The organism is Mycoplasma tracheobuteonis (assembly GCF_054456995.1).
Genome location: NZ_JBTKTG010000003.1, coordinates 60532 through 76718, shown reverse-complemented (window position 1 = coordinate 76718; position 16187 = coordinate 60532). Strand labels below are relative to the sequence as shown.

Below are 16187 nucleotides of genomic sequence, written 5' to 3'. Positions count from 1 at the left end.
TTTAAATTTATAGTAAAAATAATTTTTTTCTGCAAATTTGATTAAAAATAACATATAGCTCTATTTTTTAGAATTATATGTTTTAGGTTCTAATTGTTCGAACTATATAACCATTTTTATAAAAGGTTTATAATTTAATTATAAATTTATTGTGGTTCATATATATATATATATGAGCTTTAAATCATAAAAAAGATTGTTAAAAGAGGAGATTTTATGTCGGAAAATTCCACTAAAAATAAAAACAGCAAAAAGAGTAAAAAAGCCTTATTAACTGTTATACCGTTAGTAGGTGCTTCAGTTTTACCTTTAGCTGCTTTATCTAATACTAACAGTGTTGATGTTGAAGAAGGCATCAAGATTTTTTCACCTGATGTTACAATAGATGCTAATCAATATCAAAATAGAAAAGAATATGAAAATATAGAAAATATTAATTTTGGTTTTTCAAAACCTTATGACAAGATAATGAATGATACTAATGCTAAAAGATTAGTTAAGTTTTCAAAAGTTCCTACTGAAGATGAATGAAACTCAGATAAGCAAACATGAGAATTAATCTATGAAAATGGAACAATAGATGAAGAATTTTATAAATTAGGTACTTGATGAGGTAACGAATATCCATTCGGGCAAAGAACTTATGGATTTGCGTTGTCTAATGATTTAGAAATTGTTCCTGGTACCATTTCTATTAAAATGGAATATATGGGAGTTGAAGATAATGACCATATGTCAACCGATGAAAAGCTTCGTCGTAAAAACATGGGGAATTCAATTTCTGGTGAGAACCCAGATTTAATCCCAAGCGAAGCTGACAATTCTATTCGCACAGGTAATGAACCAAAAAGGTTAGAAGATAAAACTGGTTTATATCTTCGTTTAGTTGATAATAAAGGTAACTTTGACAAAAGTGTGGATCAAGATTTTAACTTAGGGTCATATGGAAATGATTTTATAGATAATTTCTGAGTTAAAAGTGCACAATTTGATATTGAAAATGGTTCGCATCGTCAAGGGAACTGAATGTATGATTGATGAAATCCCACAAGTAAAGAAAATCAAAAAATTAAACCTTGAAAAATCAATACCATCCCTGAATATGAAAATTTAGGTAGCGCTAGACCCGCTATTGATGCCATTGAATATATTACAACAGATACAACACATTCCCATTCTTATGATGGCGCTTTTTCACCTAAACAAATTGACGAAATGCTTTCAATGACTCAAATCCCTGATGAAATGAAAGATAATGGGTACGATAGATATTTTGGTGTAGCATTAAATACTAACACAGTTATAGGAAACAAATCTTTTAAAGATGCTCTTAAGAAAAAAGATGATAATTCACTATTTGTAGAAAATATTGGATCAATGTTTTTATTCCACTATTTTACAGGTTTAGAAAAAAATAGATATGAAAATTCAAACTGAAGACCTGTTCCACTTGTTACAGTTAAGTTCCAAACCAGAAAAAAATATACACCATCTATAGTAATGGATACTTTAGATCCGAAAAAAGAAGTTACAAGTAATACATTTTTAAAGAATGAAGGACAAAAAGATTATTCTTCTTTTGTTGCTGGTTTATATCACTCTGATAAAGATCAAACTGGTGATGCAACAAATCCAGAAAGCTGGTGAGCTTTCAATAAAACCATGGAAAACACTGGATATAATTGAGAAAAATTTAAAACATGATATATAAACCCAAGTGGAATGGGTAATATAGATAATCAATATACAGGTGCTGCAATTTCATATGCAACAAGAACTGATAATAGATCTATAACCATTAATTTATCCGAAGCTATGGAAGAATATAAAGATGGATATGAAAATTATCCAGAAATTAAAGGATTTAATGTTTACCAAAATGGAAAACAAATAGATACAATCGAAATTCCTTGAGATCCTAATAAAAATAAAGATATTTATAGACAATCTGGTTATAAGACAAAAATAAATAACTTTAAGCTTAATATAGAAAATCTTAAAAACATGGATGGGATTTCATTAAATCCTGTAACAGATAGTGAAGGTGCTTTTAAATTTAATATTCTTTCTACACCTTTTGTTTTCAATGAAAAAACAGGTGTTTTAAGTGGCTCACTAACATATAGTGTTTCACAAGAATATAAAAATAAAGAAGCGCTACTTGATAAATTATCAAAATCAAAAATAGATTCCGATTTACTTTACAAAGATGAGCCACTTACAAATGATCAATTATTTAAAATAAAAGCTGTTATAGGCTTAGACTTTTGAAGACAACGTTTTGATGGAAAGTCAGTTCCGCATGTAATGTATCCAGATAGCACTCTTTATGATGAATTCTGAACTAAATTTATTAAGCAAATTAGTAAATTAAACTATGATAAAAAATCTCTTAACAACATTGATTTAAGTGTTTTAAACAATGTTAACTATAGATTATCAGATAATAAGGAAGAAATTGATCAACTTCTTCCTAAGGTAAGAGAGGCTCAAAAACAAGATTTTAGCAAACTTAAAATGAGTATAAATCAATCCAATGGTGAAATCGGATTTGATACACCATTGGATAATCCTATGACTACTGATTACCAAAATATTGTTGATAGTTTTAATAAGCTTGTCAGAGAAATGAATGGTCAAGCTAAATATGAAGAATTGGTTGCTGATATCGATTCTAAATTAGCTGAATTTAAAAAGAGAAATGATTTATACAAACTAGCAAGAGATTTAGATAATACACAAAATCCAAACCTTGATATTAATGACCAAGTTGCTGTAGTAAAAAACTTTGAAGAAATCAAAAAATACTTAAAAGATGTTATTACAAAAGACAACTTATCAGATTTTAAAGATACATATGAAGAATATTTAAATAATGTTCCAGGATATGTAATTCTAGAAAAATTTGTTGGTAATGTAGGAAATGAAGAAAATCCTGAATTTAAAAAGTTAGTTAAATGATTAGGATACAAAGACAGCTATGTTGGCGACAAAATGTCTGAACAAAAAGCTAAAGAATTTAAAGATTCAATCATTAATAACTACGATATCAACTATTTAACAAACAAATTATTAGAAGAAAGACGTGAAGATCCAGAATTTCTTAAAAAACTTAAAGATACTATGTATTTCGTAAAATCATATGAAGAATTTAAAAATTTATCTCACTGATATGATTTGCAAAATAATAGAGATTTATTACCATTAAACTCACCTACATTTAAATATGAAATTAACGAGGATGCAAGAAGTTATGTAGCAACTCAAGTAAATGCAATTGAAAAATTAGAATCAAATGGCTTTAAGACTGATATTTATAACTTCCTAAAACACAAAAATGAAGTTAGTGAACAATTATCTGAAAAATTAAATAATATTCTAAAAGAAAGAGAACTTAGCTTAGCACAAGTTATAACAAACTGACAAGATAAGATTTTCTCTGATTCAGAAGCAAATAAACAAGCTTTATCAGCAGGACTTAATGATTTAATGGAATCAGGAATTCAACCTTCATTAGAAAATTTTGCAATTTCACAAGATATCGGTTTACTTGATGCATTATATTCATCACAAGTTGCTAACTACTTAATGGCAAATAATAAATTTGCTGTTGTAAATTCAGAAGCTTTAAAACAAGCTAGTGCTCAAAATGCTGAAAAAATATCTGAATTAATTACTGAATACTTAGAACCTATTGCGGGTAATAATGGATTCAAACAAAATAATTCTATTTATAATGAAGAAAATGCAGCAAATCTTGCTACATTAGTTCTTAAATTAAAAGCCACTTTAGAAGAACCTTACAATGCATTTAAGAGCATTTTAGATACAACTAAAGCAAGTAATACAGTTCTTAGTGGTGAAGAATTAGCAACTATGTTTGACGCAAACGTTTATAACGATATCTTTAAATTAGCAGTTACTAAAGCTAAAGAAGAAGCAGATAAACTTAAAAACATTAAGAATCCTCAAGTGATTTCAAACTTTAAGAATAACTTAGATAAAACAGTTGCTAACTTTGCTCTTACAAAAGATAGATTAGACAACATTAAATCACCTGTTTTCTGAGAAAATAATGCAACTCTTAAATCTGATTGAGATACTAAAGGAAACTTCTTTAAGCTTAACGATAACTTATCAGCTGAAGAAAGCAAAAAAGTTCTAAACGACATCTTAACAGCTAAAGATGCAAATGTTGATCAATATTACTACAACGAACTTAAAACTCTTCAAGATTTAGATAAAGCTATTGAAAACTTTAATAAGAAAGTAACTGAATCAAAACTTCCTCAAACAGTTAAAGAAAGCTTAAAAACATTAGCTTCAAATTCTTCTTCAATTGAACAAGTAAAAGCTCTAGATAGTAAACTTGATCAAGTAATTAAAGCTTACACAGATCTTTCAACTAAACTTGAAAATGCTAAAGCACTTAAAACTAAATCTGAAACAAACATTCCTTATAGATTTGCTTCAGAGGGACCTAAACAAGAATTTGATACTGCTTTAACAAGCTTAAGTGGCGAAAAAGATACAATTGATGGTACTTCAATTACTCAAGCAAGCGATTTAGATAATATTATTAATTCAAGTAAAGAACTTGTAGGAAAAATAGATAAAGCTATTGAAAAATTAGATGGTCAAACAAATATTAATAATTTAGTTCAAAAAATGAAAGATGCACAACTTAGAGCATTTTCAGAAGAACAAAAATTAGACCTAGAAAACAATCTTAAAAATAAAGATGATTTAGCATCAGCAACTGAAGCAGAAGCTTCATTTGAAACATTTAATAAAACATTTGTGTCAGCTGATGCAATCAATAATGCCATTGAAAAAACACCTATTAAATCACAACAAAAATACTTAGATGCTGATGAAGAACTTAAATCAGCTTATGATAAATCTGAAGCTAAACTTATTGATATAGCTAAAAATACCACAACTAAATTAGCACAATTGGCTCAAGGAGCAGATCATGCTGCGCCAACTTGACCAGATCAACTTCAAGCATTAGCAACTCAAAACCAATCAGATATTAATAAATATAAGGCTGATTTAGCTGCACTTAATGGAACAGAAAAATTAGACAGTCTTAAGAAAGAACTTGAAACTAAAGTTAACAGTGAATTTAACCATGTTTCAAAAGAAATTAAGAAAGCATTTATTGAAGATATTAAGGCTCAAAACACAGTGGCTAAAGCTAATGAAGTATTTGCTAAAGACAAAGCTGTTGATGATGAATATGGAAAAGCAGCTGAAAAATTAGCTCAACTTAATGATTTAGTTGCAAATACAGCTCAAGATAACAAATTCCATGCTTTAGATGGTTTAGAAGAAAGTGCTACTGTAACTTCAGTCCAAAGTCAAGCTAAAACAAACTTTGATGCTGAAAATAAAGGTAGTGTTAACTCACCTTTAGCAGAAGTTAAAAAAGTAACAAGCGCTATTGAAACAGCAATTAATACAATTAATACTAAATATGAAGAATTTCTAAAAGCTAAAGAAGCTAAAGTTAAAGAAGTAAAAGCACTTCCTCACTTAAACGAAGCTCAAAAAGCTAAATTAGTAGAAAAAATCAATGATAAAGAAACATACAATAATGCTTTATTAAATGATGTAGTAACTAATGTTAATAATTTAGATGCTAAAATGGCTGAACTTGAGGCTCAATTTACAAGAGCGGGTCAAGTTAAAAACACAAATGCATATACTTATGCAACAAACACACCTAAAGAAGCTTTTGATAACTTATTTACACCAGAAGCTACATACTTAACAAATGCTGCTAACGCATTAAGTGTTGATGATGTTAATACATTAGTAACTAAAGCAAAACAAGTTATTGATGCACTTGATGGTGATACTGAATTTGCTAAATTACAAAAAGATGCTAAAGATAAAATTGATGAACTTACAAATATTAGCGAAGGTCAAAAAGAACACTTCAAAAATTTAGTAACAAAAGCAAATAATAAAGATGCTCTTGATAATCTAGAAAAACTTGCAAAACAAGTTGACGATAAAATCAAGGATGCTAAAGATAAACTAGCTAAAGCTGAAGAAACAAAAGCATCAACAAATTACACACAAGCTGATGAACAAAAACAAAAAGAATTTGATAAAGCTGTAAAAGAACTTAATGATGAACTCAACAATCTTAAAGCTAATAATGCTATTGAAATTGCAAATGTAACTGAAGCCTTAAAACCAACTGAAGAAAAATCTAAGGCTTTAGATACAGCTACAACAGCATTAAATGGTGATAGCAAATTAGATTCAGCTAAAAACACAGCTAAAGAAGCTATAAGCAAGCTAAATAACTTAAATGAAGATGTTAAATCAGCATTTAATACTCAAATTGAGCAAGCAAATAGCTTAGATAGCATTAATACAATTAAAGAAACAGCTACAGAACAAAATACTAAAGCTGGTGAATTAATTCAAAAAGCTGTTCAAGCTAAAACTTTAAAAGAAAATCAAGATACAGTTAATATTGCAACATCAGATCAAAAACAAGCTTTAGAAAATGCATTAAATGATGTAAATACAAATATTCTTGATTCAAACAGCAAGATGAAACCTAATGATTTTGCTAATAATCTAGAACCAAAAGCAAAAGCGCTTCAAGATGCAATGGCTGCAATTAATAAACAAATTCAAGATGTTAAAGATGCTAGAAAAGAAGCAATTAATAAGTTAAATGACTTAACTGATTTAACTTCAGCACAAAAACAAGCTTTAATTAATGAAATTAATGGCGCAAATACTCTAGAAAACATCCAAGAACTTTCAACAAAAGCTAATAACCTTAATACAGCTACAAAAGCTCTTAAAGATGTTTACAATAAAGCACAAGCAGTTCAACCAAGTGAAAATAGATATGCTTTAGCAACTCCAAATATTAAAGAAGACTTTGACAATGCTAAATTAGGTGTTTCTAAAGAACTTGCAAAAGAATTAGCTGAAAAATCAATTGAAGATATAAATGCGCTTGCAAAAGATTTAAGAGATAAATTATATGCACTTGATGGTGAAAAGAATCTAAGTGATAATAAAAAGGCAGCTAAAGAAGCTATTGAAAAACTTTCTAACTTATCACAACCTCAAAAAGATAAGCTTAAAGAAGCTGTTCAAAAAGAAAATAATAACGATACTATTAATAAGTTAAAAGATAAGGCTACTGAGTTAGATACAGCGCTAGCAAATGCTAAAGAAGCTTTAGACAACGATGCAAGCGAAAAAGAAAAACAAAACTACAAAGAAGCTGAAGAACCTAAACAAGAAGACTTCAAAGGTAAAGACGAAGCTTTAAATAACACTGTGAATGGTGCTAAAGAAAATACAAACTTAGCTACACCTGAACTTATTGAATCTCTTGTAGAAGCATTAAAAGAAAAAACTCAAGATGCTAATACTGCTAGAGGAAACTTAAATGGACAAGATTTATTAGATAAAGCTAAAAAAGAAGCTGAAAAGACAATTGATGGCTTAAATAATTTATCTGATCCATATAAAGAAGCTCTTAAAGAACAAGCTAAAGGCAGCCAATCTATTGCTGATTTAAATAATGTTTTATCTAAAGCAAATGACTTAGATACTAAGACAGGTGAACTAAAAGATAAAATTACTGCATTAAAAGCAAAAGAAGCTCTTCCTACATATGAAGGTGTTTCTGAAGGAACAAAAGAAAAAGTTACAGAAGCATTAAACGAAGCTAATAACTTACTTGATAGCAACTTATTAAAGAACCCTACAACATCAGAAGCTATAGAACAAGCTAAAGCAAAACTTGATGAAGCCGATAAAGCTATCAAAAAAGATTTAGCAGCTCTAGAAGCACTTAAAAAACAAAAAATTGCTGACTTAAGCAAATACAAAAACTTATCTCAAACTCAAATTTCAAAATTAACCGATGAAATTAATAAAGCTAATACAAGCGCAAAACTTGATGAGATAATGAAACAAGCAGCTCTTCTAGATACAGATATGAAGGATTTAAGTGATGTAGTTGAAAAAGCTAAAGCAGTTAAAGCAACTCCTAAATACAAAGAAGCTACACAAGATCCTAAATCTAAATTTACAAATGCTACTACAGAAGATGAATTAGATAAATTATCAAAAGAAAAACAAACCTCAATTAACCCTGTAGATATTCTTCAAAAAGGTATTGATTTAAATAAACTTATTAATGCCCTTGATGGAGATAGAGTTCTTGAAGAAGCAAAAGATGCTGCTAAACAAGAAATTGCTAAGTTACCACATCTTGATAATGAACAAAAACTTGACTTCAACGAATTACTTAACGATGTTCAAAGTGTAGAAAAAGTAAATGAACTTAAAGATACATACAAGAATATCGATGACAAGATTAAAGAAGTTGAAGATAAAATCAAGGAAGCTGAAAAAGCTAAAACAGGAATCAACTATACTCAAGCTGATAGTGAAAAACAAGGCGATGTTGATAATAACTTAAAAGCATTAAAAGATAAATTAGAAAACCTTAAAGAAGCAAGCAAGACAACTCCTGAAACATACAGCGAATTTGTTAAACCTGCTGATGATGCTATGAAAACTTTAGATGAAAACATCAAGAAATTAAATGGTACTGCTAAATTAAATGAAGCTAAAAAACAAGCTAACGAAGCTATTGATAAACTAGAAAACTTAAATGATGCTTATAAAGCTCAAGTTAAAGCTGAAGTTGAAAAAGCTACAACAATAGCTAAAGTTAACGAACTTAAAGAAGCTGCTTCAAACGATAATACTAAAGCTGGTCAAGCAATTGCTAAATACAACGAAGGAAATTCTTATAAAGAAGATGCTGAAGTTAAGGCTATTGCAACAGAAGAACAAAAACAAGCTTTAAATACAGCATTAAATGATGTTAAGGATAACATTCTTGATGAAACTAACAAGATGAAACCTAACGAACTTGTCGCTCAAATAGATAACAAAGTTAGTGCTATCCAAACAGCTATGGATGCAATTAAAGAACAAATTCAAGCTGTTAAAGAAGCAAGAGCTAATGCAATCAAAGCATTAGATGACTTAATATCACTTACACCAGAACAAAAATCTCAACTTACATCTGAAATTAATAAAGCTAACTCAATTCAAGATGTAAATGCTCTTTCAACTAAAGCAACTCAATTAAATGAAGCAACAGCTAAATTAAATGAAGTAAAAGCAACAGCAGATCAAATTCAAAATACAGATAACAAATATAAATTATCTGATGAAGCAAAAAGAAATACATTTGATACAGCTAAACAAGCTGCTACTGATGCAATTTCTGCTGGATTAGCTTCTAAGAGTGTAGAAGATATCAATAACCTTGCAAAAGGCTTACAAGAAGCTATGGATGCCTTAAATGGTGAAGCAAATCTTCAAAAAGCTAAAGATGATGCTAAAAAAGAAGTTGATAAGAATAACAACTTATCTTCTGAACAAAAAGAAGCTATTAAGAATGCGATCCAAGACACAAACGATGATAAAGAAGTTGATAAACTTAAAGATGCTGCTAAATCATTAGATGATGCCTTAGCTAAGGCTAAGAAAGCTTTAGAAACTGATACAGCTGCTAAAGAAACTCCTAAATACACAGAAGCTGATTCAACTCACAAGAATAATTTTGAATCAGCTGATACAACATTAAGTACAACTTATAATTCAGCTAAAGAAAACAATGCTTTAACTTCAGCTGATGCAATTAACAATCTTGCAGGTGACTTAAATACTAAATCTGATAATGCTGATACAAACAGAAATGCATTAAATGGAGATCAATTATTAAATGATGCTAAAGGACAAGCTGATACAAAACTTGGTGCTTTAGAACACTTATCTACTCCATATAAAGAAACTCTTAAAGCATTAGCAAATCAAAAGAACACAATTGCTGATGTAAACAAAGTTGTTTCAGATGCTAAAGCTTTAAATACAGCAACAGGTACAATGAAAGATGACTTAGCTGCACTTACAGAAAAAACTTCTCAACCAGCTTACAAAGGTGCTAGTCAAGATACTAAAGCTAAAGTGCAAGCTGCTCTAAACGAAGCAAATGGTCTTCTAAGTGATAACTTATTAAATAATGCTGTAAGCAAAGAAACTGTTGAAGCTGCTGATGCAAAACTTACACAAGCTCTCGAAGCTCTTAATAGTGATTTACTTGATATTGATCAACTTAAACAACAAGCAAATGAAGAAATTGATAAGTTAACTCACTTATCACAAGCTCAAAAAGATGCTTTAAAAGCAAAAGTAACAGCTGCTCATACAAAAGATGAAATTAATGGAGTTAAGACAACAGCTAAAGAACTTGATAAAGCTATGGATAACCTAGCTCAAGCTGTAACTGAAGCTACAAATGTTAAAACAACTCCTAACTATACAGAAGCTTCACAACAACCTAAAGAAGCATTTGATAAAGTTGCTTCACAAGATAATTTAAATTCATTAGCTAAAGATAAACAAACAAGCATCGTTCCTAGTGAAATTGCATCAAAAGCTAGTGAACTAAATGATGCTCGTGGAAATCTTGATGGACAAGCTAACCTTGATACTGCTAAAGCAGAAGCTAAAAAAGCTATTTCATCTAAAGAAAACTTAGAACAAAACCAAAAATCACCATTAGTAAACGAACTTGAAGACTTAAACACAGTAGAAGACGTAAATAATGTGGTTTCAAAAGCTAATGCTCTAGATAAAGCTATTGATGCTCTTAAGAAATCATTAGCTAATATTGATCAAGCTAAGAAAGATGAACCAACTAAATACAACTACTTAAATGCTTCAGAAAATAAAACTCAAGCATTAGAAAATGCTATTACTAAAGCACAAGAAGGACTTGAAAATGCTAAAGGTGTTACAAGTTCTGCTAATGTTGATGAAATGGTTAATAAATTAACTTCATTAAATAACGCTCTTAAAGAAGCTGATACAAACATTGATGGAGATGCAAACCTTGCTAAAGCTAAAGAAAATGCTGGAACTAACTTAGATAATATGCAAAACTTATCACCAGCTCACATTGCTGCTGATAAAGAAGCTATTAAACAACTTAACTTAGTAAGCGAAGTAAATGATAAAGTAGCTGAAATTCAAAAACTTGATACAGCTACAAAAGCTCTTGCAGATGAACTTGCTAAAGCCGAAAATGTTAAAGGTTCAACAGACTTTAATAAAGCTACAGCAGAACATCAAGAAGCTCTAAATACAGCAATTCAAAATGCTAAAAATATTCTTGAAAACAACAAGCTTAAAGCAAATAATAATTCACAAGCTGCAATTAACGATCTAAATGATAAACTTGCTAAAGCTCTTGAAAATGTTACAAACGATATAGCTGATATTAATAAAGCTCAAAAAGAAGCTAAAGAAGCTATTGAAAAATTACCTGACTTAACTGAAGCTCAAAAGAATACACTAAAAGATGAAGTTGATACAAAAGTTACAAAAGCTGATATTAATAACGTTGTAACTAAAGCAAATACTTTAGATGCTTCAACTAAAGCTCTTAAAGATGCAATCACAAATGGTGAAGGTGTAGATAAAGAAGCAAATAACTATAAATTAGCTGATGAAGATAAACAACAAGACTTCAACAACGCAATGCAAGCAGCTAAAGAAGCTAAAGATGCTGAATTTGCAAACAAATCTGCTGAAGATCTAGACAAATTAGCTAAAGACATTAAAGATGCTTCTGATGCTCTTAACGGAGATACAAAACTTAATGATGCTAAAAAAGAAGCTAATAACAAGATTGATGAGTTAGATAACTTAACAAGCGAACAAAAAGATAAGTTACATGAAGAAATTAACAAGGCTAACGATAATGTTAAACCTGGAGAATTAGCTAACTTAGCTAAAACATTAGATGATGCTATTAAGAAAGCTAAAGAAACTAAAGCTAAAAACGATAAAGTTGTTAAGACAAACAAATATCTTGAATCAGATCAACAATTAAAAGACACACTTGATGGTGATGAAAAAGGATTAGAAACTCAACTTGCTTCTGCTGTTGCTATAAATGACTTTAGTAATCAAGAAGCTGTTAAAAAAGTTGCATCTAACCTTAATAAGCAAAGTGATACAGTTGTTAAAGATATCAATGCCTTAAATGGTGAAGGCAACTTAGAAAGTGCTATTGATAATGCAGTTGATGCAATTAATCAATTAGAACACTTATCAGATGATGTTAAAGCAAACTTTATTAGCCAAGTTAAGAAAGCTGCTTCATCAAGTGATGCCGAGGATATTGTAACTAATGCTACTGAACTTAATGCATCTGCTAAAACTCTAAAAGATGCTATAAGTGATGTAAATACATTTAATGCTTCTAAAGATGCTCAATTTGTTCCTCAAGATGTTAAAGATCAAATTACATCAGAACTTGCTAAAGCAAATGGATTCTTAGATAGTAACAAACTTAATTCAGGTCACGATAAGCCAGCTACAGATACTGAAACTAAAGCACTTAAAGACTTACTTCAAGCTGCAAAAGAAAAAGTAAGCGAATTAAACGATCAAAAAGCACAAGATAAACAATCAATCAATGGTTTAACACACTTATCGCAACTTCAAAAAGATAAACTTAATAAAGAAATTGACGAAGCTCTTGATGCAGAAGCAGCAAAAGAAGTTGTAACTAAGGCTACAGAACTTGATGGTGCAATGGCGAAATTAGAACCTAAAGTTAAATCACTTCAAACAATCAAGGACACAAAAGAATACAAATTCTCAAATCCTGAAAACCAAGATTTAGTAAATGCTCTTACTGAAGAAGCTAAATTAGCTTCATTACAAAAAGAAGCTATTAGTACAACTGATAAATCAGAAGTAGAAAAACTTGTAAATGATATTCAAGAAGCTACAGATAAATTAAATGGTGAAACAAACTTTAATAATGCTTCAGAAACAATTGAAGGTCTAAAACACTTAAATCCAAAACAAAGATCTAAAGCATTTATTTCATTAGAAAAACAAAAATCATTTGCTGAATTATCAAAATTAGTTGCTGATGCTACAGCTTTAGATACAGCAGAAGGACAATTAAAAGCAAAAATTGATGGTTTATCTACATTGATGCAAAGATTTATTAAACCAGGACTATTCAACGATGCTCATGTAAGTGAATTTAGTGACTTAATTAATAGTATTGCAGTTGATAAAGATGTATTACAAACAGAGCTAAGAGCAATTGAAAATGTGCTAAAATCTTCTGAATTTAACCTTGAAGCTGTAAAAAGTGAATTATCTAAATCAAGCTCATTACAAGAAGCTGTTGAACCTGAAATTACAGCTACAGAAGCTAAGGCTAAAGAAGCTGTTGACTTTGCAAACATAGATCAAATGTTTGATGCAAAAATCAAAGCTAAAGCTCAATCAGTAGCCGATACTCTAATGAAAAATAATAAAAACTTATATGAAATATTAGAAGTAGCTAGAACGTTAGAAAATCTTAAAGCTCAAGATGAACTTGCTAAATTCAAGGATAACCTTCCAGAAAACCTAAAAGCATCTGAAGCATTTGCTCAAACAATCTTAGGAGCTAGTGATGAATTAGATGCTTCAACATCTAAAGCTACTGATGATGAAATCTTAGCTAAAGTAAATCACCAACTTCTTAAAGATGAATTAGCATTAGCTTACGATGATGCTAAGAAACTTGAAAGTAATCCAGAATGAACAAGCAAAGTTACACCTGCTCTTCAAGCTGCTTTAGAAGTTCTTAAGTATGCAAATACAGATATCGAAAACACTAAAGATTACTACGATAAAGAAGCTGAAAAACTTAGATGATTTACAAAAGCTAACGATTTAGATCAAACTATTAAATTAGCTGATCAATCAGAAAATAAATCTCAAGAATTAACTTCATTATTAGAAGAAGCTAAGAAAGCTATCGAAACTCCTAATAAAGTTGCTAATGATAAACTTGATGAACTTAACGATAAGATTAAAGACTTAATTGCTAAGGACATCCTTGTTAAAACAATCGAAGATGCTGAACAATTTAATAATGAACTAAAAGATGCTAATAATGGTCACAGTAGTAAACTTAGAGAAACAGTTATTAGTAACTTAGATTCAGCTCTAAACGAAGCAAAAGAAATTGCTAAGAAAGATAAACAACCAAGCGATGTTTATAATAATGAAGCTGAAAAATTAGCTCAACTTATTAAAGAAAGCAAGAAAGCTCTTGAAGGACCTGCTAAAGCTCTTAAAGATGCTATTAAAGCTGTTGAAGCCTTAGAAGATAAATCTAATAATCTTACAAGTGAATTAGAATCTGCTAAAGCAATGGAAGCAAACTTAGAAAATACAAACCTTGCTGATATTGAAAATGAAGTAACTAACTTAACACATGCAACTAAAGCAAACGATTTAGACTTAGCTATCCAAAATGCTCCAAGCATCGCAGAAGGCGAATATAAAGACAGAGTTCTTCCTGAAACAACTAACTCACAAGCTGTTTCAAATAACAAACAAGCTACAGATGAAGAAATTAAAGCTCAACTTGATAAACAATTATTAAACAATGCTCAAATTAATGCAATTAATGATGTTTATGCTTTAAACAACTTAAATAAAGCTCAAAAAGATAAATATGTTTCAGATGTAACTGCAAAAACTACTGCTGAAGATGTTAAGAATGAAAATGATAATGCTAAAGAACTTGATAAAGCTATGAATACACTTAAGGATACATACAACAATGTTCCAAGTGAATTAAAAGCTAAACCAATTGTTTCATACGATTATCTATTCTCAACTCCAGAACAAAAAGATGCCTTTAATAAAGCTCTTAAAGATGCAAGTGAAGTTACACCTGCTAACGGAAATGTTTATAAAACAAATAAGGCTGATGAAATTACTGAATTAAATAATGATTTAGATGCAGCTCTTAAAGCACTTTCAGGTAAGGAAGTTGCTAAAACAACTAAAGAAGCTATCGATAATAAGAAAGCTGAACTAGATAAAGCAATTAACAAATTAAACGACAATAAATTATTTAACTCTCCAAAATCACTTCAAAATAAATGAAATGATAATAAAGACAAAGCTCAAGAAATGCTTGACTTATACAACACTAACCCAACTGAATTTATAAACAAGGGTGGATTAGATAAAACAAATGAGCTTGTAAATGCTGCAGTTGAAGCTGCTAAAGAAATCGATCAATTCTCAGATAAAGAATTCCTAAATCAAAATAACGAAAAGATCACACAAGCTCAAGACTTTGTAAACAATAATTCAGAATTCTTAAATGAAGCTGCTAAAGCAAAAGCTTTAGAAGACTTTGATAAGAATGTAACATTTACAAAAGCAAACGAAGTTCTTAACAATGCTAAAGATACTAACGACAAGATTAAAGCTAATATTGATTTAGCTAAAGAATTAGTAGATGCTAAACTTGATAAGAACAGAATGAACGAAAATGTAAATGACTTACTTCAACCATATGCTGATGCTGTAAAAGAAGAAAAAGTTAAACCTTTAGCTAAACTTGATAACATCGCAAATGCATTAAATAATAATGCAAATAGTTTTGCAGAACTTCTTAAACAAAATGCTACAGATTCTAAATTTAAAGCTAATTTACAAGCAGAAATTGATAAAGCTAATAGCTTATCAAACCCAAGTGCAAGTGAATATAGTGAATTAGAAGCTAAAGCAAATGATAAGATTAATTCATTCAAGAATGATGTAAACAGCTTTGCTGATGCAATTAAAGCTATAACATCAAATAATAATGAAGGCTTAAAACAAGCAGTACTTGGATTAAGTGATAACATGAAGGAAGATAAAGAATTTGCAAGCTTACTTGCTACAAATAACTTCCCAGAAATTCTTGATAGAACCAAGAATAATAGCCTTACACAAAGTGATTTAGATGTAATTAATAAACTTAAGGAATCTCCTGAATTTGCTAAAGCATCTAATGCACTTCAATCACTTGTAAATCAAGACTTCCAAGCAAATAATCGTGAATTACCATGATGACCATTTGCTCTAGGTGCATCAGTAATCCTTTGATTTGCAGGAATAATATCTTACATATTTAAGAAGAAATAATTTAAAAAGTCCTATAGGCAAGCCCTATGGGATTTTTTGTGCAACCTTATAGCGAATTAGTTGACCAAAGTATCAGTACAGCGCTAATCAACTATGCTGAAGGGCTTTTT

General features: G+C 29.8%; 1 protein-coding gene. It reads left to right on the top strand.

Annotation, left to right across the window (positions count from 1 at the left end):
- Positions 1–216: 216 nt before the first annotated feature.
- Positions 217–16077 carry a hypothetical protein gene (locus ACX1M8_RS01350; protein WP_458836641.1) on the top strand — a complete coding sequence of 5287 codons (15861 nt, stop codon included), beginning with the start codon at positions 217–219 and terminating at the stop codon, positions 16075–16077.
- Positions 16078–16187 lie beyond the last annotated feature (110 nt).